This is a genomic window from Sulfobacillus sp. TH-112 (assembly GCF_057473405.1).
This window is the reverse complement of record NZ_JBYCKN010000185.1, coordinates 1-17436: the sequence shown is the minus strand read 5'-3', so window position 1 is coordinate 17436 and position 17436 is coordinate 1. Positions and strand designations below refer to the sequence as shown.

At 54.3% G+C, this 17436-nt stretch carries 19 protein-coding genes; 16 read left to right on the top strand and 3 right to left on the bottom strand.

Translation table 11 applies throughout. The annotated features are described in order from the left end of the window. The first annotated feature begins 43 nt into the window (after positions 1–43). From tsaD to ACOJWD_RS13615, 7 genes are all read left to right on the top strand, one after another. Positions 44–1060, top strand: a complete 1017-nt coding sequence (tsaD, locus tag ACOJWD_RS13645) for a tRNA (adenosine(37)-N6)-threonylcarbamoyltransferase complex transferase subunit TsaD (protein WP_486993791.1) — start codon at positions 44–46, stop codon at positions 1058–1060. Further along, entirely contained in the window at positions 1060–1566 is a 507-nt protein-coding gene (locus ACOJWD_RS13640; RefSeq protein WP_486993822.1) for a gamma carbonic anhydrase family protein, read from the top strand. The genes tsaD and ACOJWD_RS13640 overlap by 1 nt, the downstream gene beginning before the upstream one ends. 69 nt (positions 1567–1635) lie before the next feature. Continuing rightward, the gene (gene murC, locus ACOJWD_RS13635) at positions 1636–2994 is read left to right on the top strand and encodes a UDP-N-acetylmuramate--L-alanine ligase (RefSeq protein WP_486993790.1); all 1359 of its coding nucleotides are present in this window, start codon (positions 1636–1638) and stop codon (positions 2992–2994) included. A 109-nt stretch (positions 2995–3103) separates the two neighbouring features. Further along, on the top strand, positions 3104–4570 hold the full coding sequence (gene guaB, locus ACOJWD_RS13630; RefSeq protein ID WP_486993789.1) for an IMP dehydrogenase: 1467 nt from the start codon (positions 3104–3106) through the stop codon (positions 4568–4570). Positions 4571–4590: 20 nt separating this feature from the next. Further along, positions 4591–5865 (top strand): UDP-N-acetylglucosamine 1-carboxyvinyltransferase, encoded by a 1275-nt coding sequence (gene murA, locus ACOJWD_RS13625; protein ID WP_486993788.1) that lies wholly within the window; start codon positions 4591–4593, stop codon positions 5863–5865. A 4-nt stretch (positions 5866–5869) separates the two neighbouring features. Further along, positions 5870–7051 (top strand): acetyl-CoA C-acetyltransferase, encoded by a 1182-nt coding sequence (locus ACOJWD_RS13620; RefSeq protein ID WP_486993787.1) that lies wholly within the window; start codon positions 5870–5872, stop codon positions 7049–7051. Between the two features lie 17 nt (positions 7052–7068). After that, positions 7069–7914 carry a 3-hydroxybutyryl-CoA dehydrogenase gene (locus ACOJWD_RS13615; RefSeq protein WP_486993786.1) on the top strand — a complete coding sequence of 282 codons (846 nt, stop codon included), beginning with the start codon at positions 7069–7071 and terminating at the stop codon, positions 7912–7914. 23 nt (positions 7915–7937) lie between these two features. Here ACOJWD_RS13615 and ACOJWD_RS13610 read toward each other — a convergent pair whose 3' ends face one another. Continuing rightward, positions 7938–8720 (bottom strand): polysaccharide deacetylase family protein, encoded by a 783-nt coding sequence (locus tag ACOJWD_RS13610; protein ID WP_486993785.1) that lies wholly within the window; start codon positions 8718–8720, stop codon positions 7938–7940. Between the two features lie 230 nt (positions 8721–8950). Between ACOJWD_RS13610 and moaC the strand changes: the two genes are divergently transcribed. From moaC to guaA, 8 genes are all read left to right on the top strand, one after another. Next, positions 8951–9445 (top strand): cyclic pyranopterin monophosphate synthase MoaC, encoded by a 495-nt coding sequence (gene moaC / locus ACOJWD_RS13605; RefSeq protein ID WP_486993784.1) that lies wholly within the window; start codon positions 8951–8953, stop codon positions 9443–9445. After that, the gene (locus tag ACOJWD_RS13600) at positions 9438–9944 is read left to right on the top strand and encodes a MogA/MoaB family molybdenum cofactor biosynthesis protein (protein ID WP_486993783.1); all 507 of its coding nucleotides are present in this window, start codon (positions 9438–9440) and stop codon (positions 9942–9944) included. Before moaC ends, ACOJWD_RS13600 begins: the two co-directional genes overlap by 8 nt. A gap of 134 nt (positions 9945–10078) precedes the next feature. After that, the gene (locus tag ACOJWD_RS13595) at positions 10079–10381 is read left to right on the top strand and encodes a co-chaperone GroES (RefSeq protein ID WP_486993782.1); all 303 of its coding nucleotides are present in this window, start codon (positions 10079–10081) and stop codon (positions 10379–10381) included. A 48-nt stretch (positions 10382–10429) separates the two neighbouring features. Continuing rightward, positions 10430–12070: a chaperonin GroEL gene (gene groL, locus ACOJWD_RS13590; RefSeq protein WP_486993781.1), complete on the top strand. Its 1641-nt coding sequence runs from the start codon at positions 10430–10432 to the stop codon at positions 12068–12070. 139 nt (positions 12071–12209) lie between these two features. Beyond that, complete coding sequence (locus tag ACOJWD_RS13585) at positions 12210–12698, top strand: hypothetical protein (RefSeq protein ID WP_486993780.1); 489 nt, start codon at positions 12210–12212, stop codon at positions 12696–12698. A gap of 171 nt (positions 12699–12869) precedes the next feature. Beyond that, the gene (locus tag ACOJWD_RS13580; RefSeq protein ID WP_486993779.1) at positions 12870–13256 is read left to right on the top strand and encodes a MerR family transcriptional regulator; all 387 of its coding nucleotides are present in this window, start codon (positions 12870–12872) and stop codon (positions 13254–13256) included. Then, positions 13257–13793: a hypoxanthine phosphoribosyltransferase gene (hpt, locus tag ACOJWD_RS13575; RefSeq protein ID WP_486993778.1), complete on the top strand. Its 537-nt coding sequence runs from the start codon at positions 13257–13259 to the stop codon at positions 13791–13793. It begins immediately after the preceding gene. Then, positions 13793–15313 carry a glutamine-hydrolyzing GMP synthase gene (guaA, locus tag ACOJWD_RS13570; protein WP_486993777.1) on the top strand — a complete coding sequence of 507 codons (1521 nt, stop codon included), beginning with the start codon at positions 13793–13795 and terminating at the stop codon, positions 15311–15313. The genes hpt and guaA overlap by 1 nt, the downstream gene beginning before the upstream one ends. A gap of 283 nt (positions 15314–15596) precedes the next feature. On the opposite strand, the gene ACOJWD_RS13565 is transcribed toward guaA, so the two are convergent. Continuing rightward, positions 15597–16286: a hypothetical protein gene (locus ACOJWD_RS13565; protein WP_486993776.1), complete on the bottom strand. Its 690-nt coding sequence runs from the start codon at positions 16284–16286 to the stop codon at positions 15597–15599. 179 nt (positions 16287–16465) lie between these two features. Between ACOJWD_RS13565 and ACOJWD_RS13560 the strand changes: the two genes are divergently transcribed. Continuing rightward, positions 16466–17128, top strand: a complete 663-nt coding sequence (locus tag ACOJWD_RS13560; RefSeq protein WP_486993775.1) for a hypothetical protein — start codon at positions 16466–16468, stop codon at positions 17126–17128. A gap of 72 nt (positions 17129–17200) precedes the next feature. Here the strand turns inward: ACOJWD_RS13560 and ACOJWD_RS13555 are convergent. Next, a partial coding sequence (locus tag ACOJWD_RS13555; RefSeq protein ID WP_486993774.1) for a hypothetical protein occupies positions 17201–17436 on the bottom strand: 236 nt, incomplete at its 5' end.

The window sequence follows — 17436 nt, the reverse complement described above, 5'->3', positions numbered from 1 at the left end:
GATCCTCCTTATAGCATTAGGGTGGGTCAAAGGGAGCGGAAGTATGCGGGTTTTGGGAATTGAGTCGTCTTGCGATGATACCGCCTGTGCCATTGTGGTTGACGGGGCGCATCTGATCGCGTCTCAGCGGCTTTCGTCTGATCTGGTCCAACGTCGATACGGAGGGGTCGTACCGGAGGTGGCAGCCCGGGAGCATACCATGGCGATGGTGCCGGTGGTCGAGGCGACACTGGAGGCGTCCGGGATCACTTTGGCCGATATTGAAGCCATCGCAGTGACGCGGGGGCCAGGTCTCTTAGGGGCGTTATTGGTCGGAGTCACCTTTGCGAAGGCCCTAGGGGTGACGCTGCAGGTCCCGGTGGTGGGGGTGCACCATCTCGAGGCGCATCTATACGCCAATGCCTTGATTGAGCCATTGCATTTTCCTTCCCTTGCTTTGATTGTGTCCGGGGGGCATACCAGTTTGTGCTATTGGCGTGGTCATGGCGAGCTCGAGGTGCTGGGAGCGACCCGCGATGATGCTGCTGGAGAGGCGCTTGACAAGGGAGCGCGCCTTCTGGGGTTGCCCTATCCGGGAGGGCCCGAAATAGAGCAGTTGGCAGATAGCGTAAAGGATAGCGGGGGATTGCGTTTGCCAGTGGCTCGGGTGGACGATGCCCCGTTGGATTTTAGCTTTAGCGGTGTGAAAACCGCCACCGACGACTTGGTCAGACGTTTTCCGGACAAGCGAGCAGAAATTGCGCGTGCCCTGCAGGACGCAGTGGTGGAGGCATTAGTGAAACGGTTGCAGCTGGCCTATGACCTCTATCCGGTCAACGATATCTATCTTGCGGGAGGCGTGTCCGCCAATGGGGCTCTATCTATGGCACTGCACGATTTTGCCCGACAACGGCGCATCGCAATGCACGTCCCTCCACGAGAACTGTGCACCGATAATGCCGCCATGGTGGCGGCGCTGGGATACTATCGGCTAGCCGAAGGACAGCGTCTGGAGGCATTTGATGGGCCTAAAACACCATGGCCGCTCAGCAGTTTAGCTAAGGGGGGATTGCCTTGTTAATGGATTTTGGCGCGTTTTCACCACAGGTGAACTCTCCTGTGTTTGTCGCCCCAGGGAGCTACGTCATTGGTCAGGCAGAATTGGGCCACCAAGCATCAGTGTGGTTTAATGCGGTGATTCGTGCCGATAGCGAGAAGATTTGTCTCGGAGCCAGGAGTAATCTTCAGGATACCGGAGTGCTTCATGCCGACTTGGGATTTCCGTGCCTGGTGGGCGACGATGTGACGATTGGGCACGGCACTATTATTCACGGTGCTACTATCGATGATCGGGTACTGGTCGGTATGGGAAGCCTCATCATGAATGGCGCTCATGTCGCCTCAAACGTCATCATTGGCGCGGGCACGCTCATTACTGAAGGCATGGAGATCCCTCCTGGGTCCTTGGTGCACGGACGTCCAGGTAAGGTGATAAGGACCTTACGGGCTGATGAAATAGAGAAGATCCTGTGGTCCTCCCACTATTACGTTGATCTGTGGTTAAAGCAAGGGTGGCACTTTCAATAAGGTGGATGAAAGCCAGTGGGGAAGCGTAGTCTACATATAAAGAGGCAGTGACAAAGGTGGTCGTCTGAGGTGACAAGGATCCATTTTATTGGAATTGGCGGATATAGTATGAGTGGCTTGGCGTTGTGGATGCATCATCAGGGATTTGAGGTTACGGGCTCGGATATGAATCCTTCCAGTCGTACGGAGCGACTGATACAAGCAGGCATTCCGGTGACATTTGGCCATCAGGCGAGTAATCTTGGCCAGGCGCAAGAAGTGGTCTATAACACCGATGTACAACCCGATAACGTGGAACGGCAGGCAGCCGAGGCGCGGGGACTGATGGTGAAACATCGCTCAGAGCTTTTAGCGGAAGTGATTAATCGAAAGCAAGCCATTACCGTCAGTGGCACACATGGAAAAACCACCACGACCAGCATGATTGGCACGCTACTTGCCCGTACCGGATGGGATCCGACCGTACTGGTGGGCGGAGAAGTGGAAGACTTTGGGGGTAATGTCCGGCTGGGTGCATCGGATTGGGCGGTCGCCGAAGCGGACGAAAGTGACGGAACTTTTTTGCGGTATTCTTGTCAGGTGGCGGTGGCCACCAACGTGGAACCTGAACATCTGGAGCACTATCAGCAGAACTTTTCTATGCTAAAGCAGGCGTTTACCGACTACCTATCCCAGGTGCCGGGAAATGGCTGTGCCATTTTGGGCGTCGATAACCCGGTGCTCAACGAAATTCAGAAGGTCCTTCAGGTTCCCCATATCACCTATGGATTTTCCTCCGATGCGATGCTGCGCGGAGAAATTTTGTCCCAAACGAAGACGGGCACCCATTGTCAAGTTTGGTATGACGGCCAGCCTTTTGGCAAGCTTAAGCTGCGCGTTCCGGGGCAGCACAATGTACAAAATGCGCTGGCGGCACTGGCTGTGGCGATTCATCTGAAGATCGACAAAACGCAGGCGCTGGATGCTCTCGCTCACTTTCGCAATGCCCAACGCCGTTTTCAGGTGCTGTTGGACGCGCCGGTTATGGTGGTGGATGATTACGCGCATCACCCCACAGAAATTCGCGCCACGCTGGAGGCCGCGCGCCAAGTGACAGCGGGACGCGTGATCGTGTTATTTCAGCCGCAGCGTTACGTTCGTACCCATAACCTATGGGATGAATTTGTACGCGCCTTTGACGGCACCGACACGCTCATTCTGACGGAAATTTATTCGCCGCCCGGGGAGGACCCAATCGCTGGAGTCACGGGCAAAGCGTTGGCCGACGCGATTCAGCAGCATCAAAACCAGGAGGTCTATTTTGTGTCGGACATGTTTGATGCGGTGGAGATCATTCGGAACGTCGTTCAACCGGGAGATACCATACTGACCATGGGAGCGGGCCCGGTATATAAGGTAGGACAGGATCTTGCGCAGCAACTTTGTTGATGGAGGAAAATGATTGTCGGAGGTTCGCGGTCTGTGGTAGACTTGTTCAAACTTTGAAGCCTGATGGTGGCTCGCATTGTGTATATAGACAGAAAAGGAGGATTTAGTTGTGAATACTGCCGAAAAGTTTGGACCTGAGGCGCTCACCTTCGACGACGTCTTGCTGGTACCGGGATATTCGACCGTTTTGCCTCGGGACGTGGATGTGAAAACCAGGCTAACGAGAAATATCCAGCTCAATGTCCCGCTCTTATCGTCGGGCATGGACACCGTCACTGAGGCCCGAATGGCCATTGCTATGGCTAGAGAAGGTGGAATTGGGGTTATACATAAGAATATGTCTGCAGAACGGCAAGCGAGTGAGGTTGATAAGGTCAAACGCAGTGAACACGGCGTTATTATCGACCCCATTTTTTTATCCCCCGATCATTTTGTGAAAGACGCTTTGGAGATGATGAGTCGGTATCGCATATCTGGTGTTCCGATTGTGCGTGATGGCGGTTATTTGGTGGGAATTTTAACCAATCGTGACCTGCGGTTTGAAGAACACTTCGATCGTCCAATTAAAGATGTGATGACCCGTGAAAATCTGGTGACGGCGCCCGAAGGAACCACGCTGGATCAGGCCAAAGAGATTTTGGCGCATCATCGCATTGAGAAACTGCCTTTGGTGGACGAGCATGGCCGGTTGCGCGGACTCATTACCATCAAAGATATTGAGAAGGCCCGTAAGTTTCCCATTGCCGCCAAGGATAGCAATGGCCGCCTGTTGGTCGCAGCGGCTGTGTCTGTCGGAGATGGCACCATGGAAAGGGTAGAAGCATTGGTCCAGTCGCGGGTCGATGTAGTGGTTGTCGATACCGCGCACGGACACTCTGAAGGGGTGCTGTCGACGATTCGCCGCATTCACCAGGCATTTCCTCACATTGAAATCATCGGCGGTAATGTCGCCACACGCGAAGGAGCCGAAGCGCTGATTGAAGCTGGCGTTGATGCCGTCAAGGTCGGCGTAGGGCCGGGATCGATTTGCACCACCCGTATTGTGGCCGGCATCGGCGTTCCGCAAATCAGTGCCGTATGGGCGGCGTTTCAGGTCGGGCGTGACCGTGATGTGCCGATTATCGCCGATGGTGGCGTTCGCTGGTCAGGTGATATTGTCAAAGCCTTGGCAGCGGGCGCCTCATCCGTGATGCTAGGTTCGCTGTTCGCGGGGACAGAAGAGAGTCCGGGTGAAATGGAAATCTTTAAAGGCCGATCATTTAAGGTATACCGCGGCATGGGATCGTTGGCGGCGATGAAGCAGGGATCTAGCGATCGATACTTTCAAGATGATTTGGATGTCGAGAAGCTGGTGCCTGAAGGCATCGAAGGACGGGTTCCTTACCGAGGGTCGGTGGCGGACACGGTGTATCAACTGATTGGCGGCATTCGATCAGGCATGGGTTACTGTGGCGCGGCCAATCTTTCGGCCCTGCGGTCTGAGGCGCGATTCGTTCGTATTACGGGAGCGGGACTCACTGAAAGCCATCCCCACGATGTACAAATAACCAAGGAAGCGCCAAACTATAGTTTATAAAGACGGAAAGGACGAGATTTGTGGCGCATTTGGTGATTGAAGGCGGGCACCCGTTAGCGGGTGAGGTAGAAGTTGCAGGAGCCAAAAACAGCGCCCTGCCCATTATTGCGGCGGCCGCCCTGGCATCGGATGGCGTTACCATTCTCGAAAATGTGCCGCGCTATACCGATATTCTGGACCTCTGCGAGATTCTACGAGAACTGGGCACCTCGGTGGAATGGATTAGTGAATCCAAAGTGGCGATTGACTCAAGCGGATTAAACGCCTATCATGCACGCTATGATCTCGCGAAGAAACTCCGAGGCTCCACCTATTTGGTGGGCCTTCTTCTGGCGCGGTTAGGAAAGGCTGATGTCGCGTTTCCAGGCGGCTGTCAAATTGGGTCAAGGCCGGTGAACTTTCACATTCAGGGGTTTCAAGCCTTGGGAGCTACGATGTGGCTTGAGCACGGATCGATTCAAGGTACGGTAGACGGGCGATTGCGAGGAGCGCGGGTCTATATTGAACGGGCCTCGTTTGGCACCACTGTGAATCTCATGATTGCGGGGAGTTTAGCGCAAGGCACGACCATTCTTGAAAATGCGGCCATGGAACCGGAAATTGTGGACGTGGCAAATTTTTTGAATGGCATGGGAGCGCGGGTCCGTGGGGCCGGCACCAACCTCATTCGCATTGAAGGCGTCAAGGCGCTTACCGGGACACGCCATGAAATTATCCCTGACCGATTGGAAGCGGGAACCTATCTCATTGCGGGGGCCATCACCGGAGGGGTGGTGACCGTGGCCAACGTGATTCCTGAGCATCTGCGTACCGTCCTTTTGAAATTGAATCAGGCGGGCGCGCAAATCGAAGAAGACATGGATTGGATTCGGCTGATTAGTCCAAAACGGCTTACCGCAGTGGATATTGAGACGCTTCCTCATCCAGGATTTCCCACCGACCTTCATCCTCAAATGGTGGCCCTATTATCTTTGGCTGAAGGGGTAGCGGTGGTGCAAGAGACCGTTTTTGAAAATCGGTTTGGTTATGCCCACGACTTAGTGCGGCTGGGAGCTGACATTAAGGTGGATCGTGAGACCGCCATCATCCGCGGAGTGGATCGGTTGACGGGAGCCCCAGTGGAAGCGCAGGATATTCGAGGAGGCGCGGCTTTGGTGTTGGCGGCGCTGAAGGCAGAAGGGATTACCCGGGTGGATGGCTTACGATACATTGATCGCGGGTACCATGCCATCGAAGAAAAACTGGCGTCACTTGGTGCCTCAATTGAGCGACGCACGGAGCCAATGGGAGGTTAAAGACATGTCCGAAACGGTTATCATCGCGTTTGCCCGAACTCCGTTTGCGACATTTGGTGGCGTCTTGAAAGATGTTCCCGCAACAGAATTGGGGGCAATCGCCATCCAGGGCGCAATGGAGCGGAGTGGGATTTCGGGTGAGGAAATCGATTACGTGTATATGGGCCAGGTGGTGCAGGCAGGAGCGGGCCAAATTCCCTCTCGGCAAGCGACCATGAAGGCGGGGCTGCCAGAGACGGTGCCATCCGATACCATCAATAAAGTGTGTGCATCCAGCCTAAGGGCCGTCAATCTGGCCGACATGGCCATTCGTTTAGGTGAAATGCAAATTGGCGTGGCGGGCGGCATGGAGTCGATGAGTCAGGCCCCATATTTGGTTCAAGGGGCGCGCTATGGATTGAGGATGGGCGATGTACCCTTGGTGGACTCGGTGGTGCATGATGGACTCTGGTGTAGTTTTGGCCAGTGTCACATGGGGGTGTACGGCAGTGAAGTCGCCAAAGAGTATCAGATTTCTCGCGAGGCGCAAGACGAGTGGGCCTTGCGCAGTCATGAGTATGCCCTACGGGCGATGCAAGACGGCATTTTTGCAGAAGAAATCGTCCCGGTCAACATCACTGGGCGAAAGGGCGAAGTGACCGTAGTGGGCGAAGATGTCGGACCTCGAAAAGACACATCGCGCGAGAAACTAGCCAAGTTGCGTCCCGTATTTCAGAGCGATGGGACAGTGACCGCAGGAAATGCCCCCGGTCTCACCGATGGCGGAACGGCCCTAGTGGTGATGGAAAAGGCCGAGGCATTGCGTCGCGGGTTCACGCCTTGGGCAACCATTGTCAGTTCCGGATCGGCATCGAGAGAACCCCGCTATTTACATACGGTGCCGGCCTACGCTGCGGAAGTGGCTTTGCATAAGGCGGGTCTCACCGCAGCAGATCTGGCTTTAGCCGAAATCAATGAAGCGTTTGCTGCCGTCACCTTAACATCGATGCAGCTATTAGGTCTTCCGGCTGAGAAGGTCAATGTCAATGGCGGAGCGGTGGCTCTGGGTCATCCGATTGGAGCGTCAGGTGCGCGTATCCTGATGACCCTAGTCCGGGAATTGCGTCGCCGGGGAGGCGGATACGGATTAGCCACCATTTGTAGTGGCGGAGGTCAGGGTGAAGCGACAATCGTGCGGGTGGATTAATACGATGGAGGATGATGATGCCAATACTCTTAGTGGTGGGAGCCGGACAAATGGGATCGGGGATCGCCGAAACCGCCGCTCGCTCGGGATTTGACGTGTATTTGACAGATGCTCTGGCTGACGGGCTCGAGCAGGGCATGGCAGGAATCGCGAGTCGCCTGCAGCGAGCGGTGGACAAGCAAAAGTTAACGGCGGATGAGATGCAAGACACGTTGGCCCGATTACATACCGTGGCGAGTGCCACGGAACTGGAACAGGCAGACTTAGTGGTGGAAGCGATTAGTGAAGATGAAGCGCCGAAGCGCCTGTTGTTTCAAGAATTGGATCGGCATTTTGGCAGAGAGACCATTTTTGCGAGCAATACCTCGTCTATCAGTATTACGCGGCTGGCACGGGTGACCTCGCGGCCCGAGCAATTTATTGGCATGCACTTTATGAATCCGGTGCCGGTCATGACGCTGGTTGAAGTGATTCGTGGAGCCTTAACCAGCCAAGAAACCGTCGACCAGGTGATGGCGTGGGCGCACCTGATGGGCAAGACGCCGGTGGAGGCCCGCGACTTTCCGGGATTCGTGGCTAATCGGATTTTGATGCCGATGATTAACGAGGCCATTTTTGCATATGGAGAAGGAGTCGCAGAAAAAGAGGCCATCGATACGGTGATGAAGTTGGGCATGAATCATCCGATGGGGCCCCTTACCTTGGCCGATTTTATTGGACTGGACACCTGTCTCGCGATTTTGGAGGTGCTCTACGAAGGGTTTGGAGATCCCAAATATCGTCCAGCCCCGCTGTTACGGCAAATGGTGGATGCCGGACTCTACGGCCGAAAGAGCGGGCGCGGCTTTTATCAATATCGTTAATAGTGAAACCAACAGCAGTGGGCTCATAGCCAAGGGCCCGCTGCTGTTGTTGATTTTTCAGAGTCTTTGGGAGTAGTCGTGGGAAGCGGCAATTGGGCGGGATGTTGCAGATGAAAATCTTCGACATATTGTGGAAGCGTGACAAAGCGATACCCTTCAGATTCCAGAAACGGTAAAATGGCAGCCAGTGCTTGCACCGTTTCTTGACGGCGGCCACCGCTGTCATGCATAAGTACAATCGCCCCAGGTTCGGCATCGGTGAGAATCTTTTGGGTGATGTGCGAGGTGCCGGGTTCTGACCAATCGCGCGTATCAATGTTCCAGAGTGTCACGGTATATCCTTTCGCGGAGAGAAACTTCACCAAACGGGCGTTAGAATTGCCATAAGGCGGGCGATAGAAAGGGACCATGGGAATGTGCTCCTTTTTTAGTAATGCCGCACTGCGCTGGGCGTCTTGATACACCCCGTCTGTGCCAACGCGAAAGTAATTGACATGCCTATAGCCATGATTCGCAATGACCGATCCTTGTTTAATGATGTCTCGGGCAATATTTGGCCACTGGGCCACTTCACTGCCTAAGACAAAAAAAGTGGCGTGCGCTTGATAGCGGGTCAAGAGGGCTAAGATTTCCGGGGTGTAGACCGGAGACGGCCCATCATCAAAGGTGAGGGCTATCACCCGCGGGGTATTCATGGACGCCGCGGGTGTCAGAGAATTAGCGTGTAGCGGGGAATCAAGCCTCACGAGGAAGAATCCTACCATAAGGACCACCACTATCACTTCCCACCATCGATGCGTTGTCATCATATCCCACCTTTGGACAAGAGCTATGACTAATGAGTATGTCCATTGGTTACACGATATGAGAGGATATTGGTAAGCGAGATACTGCGATGGTAGCCTGATTCGGCACGCGATAGCGCTATTAGCAGGGCATACGTTGGTTGTTGATTTTGGGCGTGCCGTGCATGAATATGAGGTCGCGGTAGTGACCAAAGGTCAAAAGTAAAATCTAGGGAAAGAGGGATCTTAGGGTGAGTGCCGATCAAAAGTTTCCTCACTTAAATGTGCGTGGCGAAGTCCATATGGTGTCAGTCGGAGGGAAAGATGAGAGCGATCGGCGAGCGCGCGCGATGGGACGACTCGAGACCACTCCTGAGGTGGTGGAGAGCATCCGGGCAGGAACTACCGCCAAAGGAGATGTGCTGGCGGTGGCCCGGGTCGCGGCCATCTTAGGGGTTAAACGGACCAGTGAATGGATTCCACTCGCCCATCCGATTCCGGTGACGGGGGTGTCCGTCGACATTGTCATCGAAGAGAAAGCACTAGTCGTGTCAGTCGAGGTCAGTACCGTGGGCAGGACGGGGGTAGAAATGGAGGCCCTAACGGGCGTCAGTGCGGCACTTCTGACCCTATATGACATGCTCAAGGCACAAGATCGAGCGATGGTCATGACCGAGGTAAAACTAATGGCGAAGTCTGGCGGGCGCTCAGGCGTGTTCCAAAGGGAGGATGACGTGCATGGATGAGGACATACGAGCAGCGGTATTAACCAGTAGTGATGGGGCGTATCATGGCGAGCGGGAAGATGTGTCGGGTGAGAAACTGAAAACCCTTTTAGGGTCTCTTGGAGTCATCGACGATTATCGAATTCTTCCAGATGACGCGGTTGCTTTAGAAAAGCAATTGTGGGTTTGGGTGCGTCAAGGGATTCACGTTATTGCCAGTACTGGTGGTACAGGACTGGGCCCACGGGATGTGATGCCGGAAGTCACCGGACGGATAATCACCCGCGACATTCCGGGGATGGCGGAAGCGATGCGGGCAGAGTCTCTTCGCTATACGCCATTTGGCATGATTTCACGAGGACGCGTCGGGGTGGCAGAACATACCCTAATCATCAACTTTCCTGGCTCCCCCCAAGCGATAGAGCAAATTTGGCCCGTAGTGGCACCGGTTATTCCACACTTAGTGAGGCTGATTCACGGTGACACCCAGCACTCAAGTGGAGATTCGCAACAACATTAAAACAATTATGGAGATCGCCTCCTTTTACGGAAAGTATTTGACGTATGCCCAGAGATTCGCTATTATCGCTTATGGAATCTGTTGGCACTCGACACGATTGAGTGCTAACAACGAACAATGAGGGAGGGATACCCGTGGAAATTCGTCCGTTAAGCGACCATATCGTGGTGAAAGTCATCGCTGAAGAAAAAACCGTGGCTGGAATTGTCCTGCCTGACACGGCTCATGACAAGTGGCAGCGCGCCGAGGTCGTAGCCGTCGGCAGTGGCCGACTGTTAGAGAACGGTGCACGTGCCGCCATGGAAGTGGCGGTCGGTGATGCCGTCTTGTATTCCGCAGATGCCGGTCTTAAGGTGCGGATTGATGATGCGGATTACCTGTTGTTGCGTGAAGCTGACGTCTTAGCGGTTTTTGCCACTGCCTCAGTGGTGCACTAACATAGCGCTTAAGAGAAACGAAGATGCTCAAGAGGAGGAACAAATTCGATGGCCAAGCAGATTATTTATGACGAAGAAGCCCGTCGCGCCCTAGAGCGTGGAGTGGACAAATTAGCCAATGCAGTCAAGGTGACCTTGGGACCGAAGGGTCGCAATGTGGTTCTTGAAAAGAAGTTTGGCGCGCCGTTAATTACCAATGACGGTGTCACGATTGCCCGCGAAATTGAGCTTGAAGATCCATTCGAGTCGATGGGTGCCCAGCTGGTGAAGGAAGTAGCCACGAAGACTCAGGATGTGGCCGGAGACGGAACAACCACCGCCACAGTACTCGCGCAGGCCATGATTCATGAAGGATTGAAGAATGTCACAGCCGGTGCGAATCCGATGGGGATTCGGCGCGGGATTGAAATTGCGGTCAACACTGCCGTTGAAGAAGTACGCAAGATTGCTAAACCCATCGAGGGCAAAGAAGCCATTACGCAAGTGGCGTCGATTTCCGCCAACGACGGTGAAATTGGCCGATTGATTGCGGAGGCCATGGAGAAGGTTGGCGCTGATGGCGTCATCACGGTGGAAGAGTCCAAAACCACTGGTACCACATTAGAAACAGTGGAAGGTATGCTGTTTGACCGTGGTTACATTTCGCCATACATGGTGACCGACACCGAAAAGATGGAAGCGGTGTTGAGTGACCCCTATATCCTCATTACGGACCGTAAAATCTCGGCCATTCAGGACCTGTTGCCAGTACTAGAGAAGATCGTACAGCGCGGGAAACCCTTAGTCATCATTGCCGAAGATGTCGACGGAGAAGCCTTGGCGACGTTGGTCGTGAACAAGCTGCGTGGCACCTTGACCGCGGTAGCGGTAAAAGCTCCGGGATTTGGTGACCGACGCAAGGCCATGCTTGAAGACATTGCCATTTTGACCGGCGGACAGGTGATCTCTGAGGACCTCGGCTTGAAGCTTGAAAACGTGACCCCGGATATGCTTGGGCAAGCACGTCAAGTGAAGATTGCTAAAGAGGAAACCACCATTGTCGATGGCCATGGTGCGGACGACGACATCAAAAAGCGCATTCAGGTCATTAAGAAGCAAATTGAGGACACCACCTCAGATTATGACAAAGAGAAGCTGCAAGAGCGGCTCGCGAAACTCTCCGGTGGTGTGGCTGTCATCCAAGTGGGTGCAGCGACCGAAGTGGAACTGAAAGAGAAGAAGCTGCGCATCGAAGACGCACTCTCCGCAACCCGCGCAGCGGTCGAAGAGGGCATTGTTCCTGGCGGTGGAACTGCGCTATTGCGCGCTATTCCCACTCTCGCTGAACTCAAACTTGAGGGCGACGAGAAAATCGGTGCGGCGATTGTGCGACGGGCTCTGGAAGAGCCAGTGCGTCAAATTGCCCACAATGCCGGTCTTGAAGGTTCAGTCATCGTAGAGATGATTAAGAAAGAGAAAGCAGCGCACGGTTACGACGCGGCCAACAACAAAGTGGTCGACATGGTGCAAAGCGGTATTGTGGATCCTGCCAAGGTTACGCGTTCGACCTTGCAAAATGCAGCCTCGATTGCGGCGATGTTGCTGACCACGGAAGCATTGGTGGCCGACAAGCCCGAGAAGAAGGACCCGATGCCGGCTGGTGCTGGTGGCATGGGTGGAATGGGCGGCATGGGCGACATGATGATGTAGTGGTCTTGCCGACCAAGAGAGGAGCTTTCGGGCTCCTCTTTTTTTATGGATTTCGTTGTTTCTAATAGACTGAATGGAATTGTCAAATGATGGGGATAATGGATGAGGAACGATGATTGTCTGATAGGAGGAACGGTAGATGGAAGTGATGTTAGCTCAATTAATACAATTAGCTCCTGAATTGGCAACCACCATGCGAGAGGACGTGCGATCGGGACGGCTCGCGGCAGCGCGCAAAAGGGGCGTGGCGGGTCGTCCATATGTCATTCGAACAGAGGATTTGGAATCGTGTGGGCGCCCGGAGTACCGGGAATTGGCCGACTTGGCATCACGCACTCCCATGAGTGTCCCTCATCGTCAGAAACGGCTGATGGAATCTCCTGGCATGCTTCCGGTGCGGAATGCGGGGACAGAAATTTTTGACATTATGGAGTCACAACACGTGATGTTAAAAGATCTCGTCCAAGTGTTGACTCAAGAAATGCGCGGACGCTATGAACGGATGGATCGGCAGCAATTGCAAATGCAAGAATTGTCCTATAAGCTTGGCCAAGCGCATCAAGAGATTGCCCGCTTAGAACGCATGGTGGCTGAACGTGCGTTTGGAAGGGTTGATGAGGCGAAATAGGGGGGCGTTTGTGGCACGGACAAAGCCCAGCCTACGCCCGTGTGGAAGGTAGAGGAGAAGTCGGAGGAGCCTTTTGGGGGCTTCTTCTCTATTTTGCGAGAAGAGTTGTGGCGGGTAATCAAAATCCGGTAATATGAGAGAACAAGAAGACGCATAAGGGAGCCGTCGAGAATGCGAGAGGGCGATGTTGGATTATATCCTATTGGCGATGTTAAGAGTCGTACCGGACTCACCGAACGTCGCATTCGCTACTATGAGAGTCTGCAATTTATCTCTCCACGCCGCAGCGAAGGGAATCAGCGGTTATATTCATTGCGAGATATTGAGCGGTTGATTGAAATTAAGCGCTTATTAGAATCGGGACTCTCATTGAAGGCAGTGCGAACTCGACTATCTGAGCCAATAGAAGATGTGGAACGCGATGCTGATAGTTATTTTGAAGGGAAACGCATTGCCTATGGGGAGCGTCCGCGGCACGGCTCCTTGTATCCATTGAAGGATCGTGCGGCGATTATGCGGCGGCTGACCCGCGATGACGATGGAGAGGAGAATGAATGAGTGCAGAGTGCACCCGGTGAACGCCTAGAAGTCCTGATTTCGGCAAACGATATTCAATCCCGAGTCGAGATGATCGGAAAGCGGATTACGCAAGATTACGTAAATAAAGAGGTCGTTCTCGTTGGGATCTTAAAAGGGTCCTTTGTTTTTGTGGCCGATCTTGCACGACATATTGATTTACCTGTGGCGGTGGACTTTATGGCGGTCTCGTCCTACGGCATGTCCACCAAGTCGTCAGGAGTGGTCCGCATCGTGAAGGATTTGGACTACAGCTTAGATGGGAAACATGTCATTGTGGTGGAAGATATCGTGGATACTGGGCTGACCCTCAACTATATCTATGGCCATGTGAAGTCGCGAGGAGCGATGTCGGTGAAGATTTGTTCATTATTGGACAAGGTGGGTCGGCGCCAAGTAGCGGTACCGGTCCACTATAAAGGGTTTGAGATCCCCGATGAATTTGTGGTGGGATACGGACTGGACGTCGAAGAGCGGTACCGCAATCTTCCGGACGTGTGTCGGGTGATACGAAGCTAATGGCGAATACTGTCATCGTGCTGGACTTCGGAGCACAATATAACCAATTGATTGCCCGCCGGGTCCGCGAAGCTGAAGTCTTCTGCGAAGTATTGCCGGGGGACACGCCGTGTAGTCGGATTATGGAGAGACATCCTCAAGCGATTATTCTTTCGGGCGGACCGGCGAGTGTGTTTTCCTCCGACGCACCGTCAATGGATCCCGAGGTTTTTCACTTAAATATCCCGATTTTAGGAATTTGTTATGGGATGCAGTTGATGACCCGCCTCTTAGGAGGGGACGTGGTTCCGGCTGAGGGCCGCGAATATGGCCGGACCACTATGCAACAACGTCAATCCTCGTTGCTCTTGGCAGATGTGCCCGAATCCTCGACGGTGTGGATGAGCCATGGCGACTTAGTGATGGCGCCTCCAGCAGGATTTGAGGTGCTGGCGGGGACCTCAAAGACGCCAATTGCCGCTATGGGTGATGCCAAGCGAAATTTGTGGGCGGTGCAGTATCATCCCGAAGTGAATCATACCGAAGAGGGATTTCGTGTGCTGACCAACTTCCTTTATCGCATTGCCGGCATCACTCCGGACTGGAAGCCGGATAACTTCGTGCACACTGCGGTAGCGGACATAGAGCGCCAGGTCGGGGAAGGGAAGGCGTTGGTGGCTCTCTCGGGCGGGGTGGATTCAGCGGTGGCCGGGGCTCTTGCTAAAGAGGCTATTGGGGATCGCCTCACGGCCATTCTGATCGATCACGGACTGATGCGCGAAGGAGAGGTCGATGAGGTTAAGGCAGCCTTTTCTGACATCGATCTGCGGGTCATTGATGCGAGCGACACCTTTTTCCTAGCACTTGAAGGCATTACCGATCCGGAGCAGAAGCGCAAGATTATTGGCCGCGAGTTCATTCGCGCCTTTGAGCGCGCGCAAGAGATTATTGGACAACGTGAGGTATTAATTCAGGGCACAGTCTATCCCGACGTGATTGAGTCGGGGGGGAAAGGCGCGGCGACCATTAAATCGCATCATAATGTGGGCGGGTTGCCCGACGAGGTGAACTTTCGGGTCGTTGAACCTTTGCGATGGCTATTCAAAGATGAGGTGCGACGCGTTGGTGCGGCACTGGGATTGCCCGACGCCTTGGTGTGGCGCCAACCATTTCCGGGTCCTGGGCTGGCGGTGCGCATTGTCGGCGCGGTTACTCGAGATAAGGCCGCCATTGTGCGCAAGGCGGATGCCATCGTGCGTGCCGAGATTCGTGAGGCAGGCCTCGAACGGAGTATCTGGCAGGCCTTTGCGGTACTATTGGATATTCGCTCGGTCGGGGTGATGGGAGATGGACGGACCTATGGCTATCCCATTGTGATTCGTGCGGTAGAGAGCCAAGACGGGATGACGGCCGATTGGGTGCGTCTTCCCGATGACTTGCTGGACCGCATGGCGAATCGCATTGTCGGCGAAGTGGCTGGCGTCAACCGGGTGGTCTACGACATCACCTCGAAGCCTCCGGGCACTATTGAATGGGAATGAGGGGATGACCGACGCCCCTTAGGTTTGGTGGCGTGGGTGGACATCGTCTGAGTGCAGTCCTTTTGGGGTGGGCGGTGTTTCACCCCGAAAGGACTTTCTGATCGGTGTTCTTTGGGAGACTCTCACAAGTTTTGGTGAAATAGACGGAGAATTGGGACGCCCGCCATACAGATGGCGCGTTGGGTGCTAAAGGAAGAAAGGCACAATGCCCGGTGTGAGGTCCAGTGCGCGGTGACCATGGCGCTAGGGATCCCGTCGGGGCCCATGAGGAGGCCGTAGTTTACTATCGTGATGGAGACTTCCGTCCGACACGGAGCCGATGGACGTGACCTTTTGTCCATGTGAGAATCGCGATGGCGCACCAAGCGGCGGTGGCTGTACCCAGTGATACACCAATGGTGAGGCGGTATGTCCCACCGGCAAACACCAAGCCGTGGTGATTCCCGATGGCGTAATTAAACAACGATGTTCCGTAAGAAAACGTGAGAAGAAAAAGCTTTTCGAGTGGTGCAAGGCATGCGCCCAGGACCATGATGGCGAAAAGATAGAGCCCGCCGACCGCGAGTAATCGGACCGCCAGTGCACGGCCGTGCGTGAGGTATCGCGTCAACGACGCGACGGAAACCCAGGCCAGCAAGAGTGACAAGAGTTCGAAGACAGCGAGCCAGCGATAGTGATTGCTCCTGCTCAATGCGAGGCCAGGAGACAGGCCCCCATGGAATGCGGCAGCGAGTCCCAGAGAGACTATCAAGACCACCAGGGATGCTGCAAATACGTAGACTGCCCGGCCATGTGGGAACACCACGCTGCCAATGGGAATGACCACCAGCAATACTAGCAAACTCGCCCAAACCATCCGCTGGGGCAGGGACACCAATAAGCTGTGCGTGCCATGCGGCCATAGCGCCGCAATCAGGATCATCGCAATCGCGGCGACGGGGGACAGTAACCATAGATGCGGGCGACTTTGCATGGCACTCAACCTCCTCAGAAAACCATACAGGATTGCATTTTAATAGTCACTTTATTACAGTGGCTGTAAGGATATCAATTGTTGCGTCACGATCCATACATTCGGGGATAAGTCATTCGCTTTGGAAGACGTCTGACCGTATTTCTTTACGGGCCTAGCTATCGTAGAAGGGGTGGGGTGTGATGCGTGGTCTGTGGTATCTGCGCTTCTTTTGGCCAGCCCTATTGTGGGGATGCGTGGTGTTAGCTGCATATTGGCCTCGCATTGGAACTGGCATCGCGGCGCCGGCAAGTCTTCCTCAGCGTATGGTTTGGGTTAGCTTCTTCGTGGTACTGGCGGCGATCCCAGTTCTCAGTGTGGTGTTTTCCCTCGGTACGCCCGGCTATGTGTTCTTGGTGTCGATGGTGGTGTTAGCGCTTTCTCTGGGACTGGCGGTGCGATTAAATGGGGGACTGCCTCACCTTCCTTGGGACAGTGTTCACTATCGGTGGATGGGGGTGTGGGCTCTGATGGCGCCCACGCTGGCATGGGTATCGATCGCCGCTGTCGGTCGCTCTCTCACCCGAAAACGGCCGCTGGCTACCCGATTACTCGCGGTCGGCGCGCTCTATCTTTTGGCAATCATGGTTATCTCCGCATACCTATCACCACTGAGAGAACTCTATTTTCTGATCTTGTCATATGGGACCCTTTTGTTTACCTACTTCCCCGGACGCACTGGCGGGCTTTTTTTTCCGCAAGAAACCTATCATTTGACGATCTTGGTGTCCCTCGGCATGGCGGTAGTCGCCTGGTGTGTCGTGGGGTTCCGAATGTGGACTGCGCGTACTGGCACGCGGTGATGCAGAGGCTATAGGAGTCGGCTGTCGGTGATCCCTGGACATGTGAAACGCTGGACCCAGCCTGGGTTTTGGTCAGTCGCCCGCAGTGCTTTGAATCGCTCGTCTTTTTTCATGATGAGCCGCCCATAATAACGACAAGGCATGAGGGACGACCAGGCCATCGCCGCCGCGTTTCATTTTTGGCGCTTCTATCGCCCGCGAGTTCGGAATTCGGGATGCCAGTATCGCATTTGTGAGAGCCTTGAACAGGCATCGTTTTCGGTGTCCGATATCGCGATAAGGGTTGTTTGGTGTCGAACGTTTGAGAT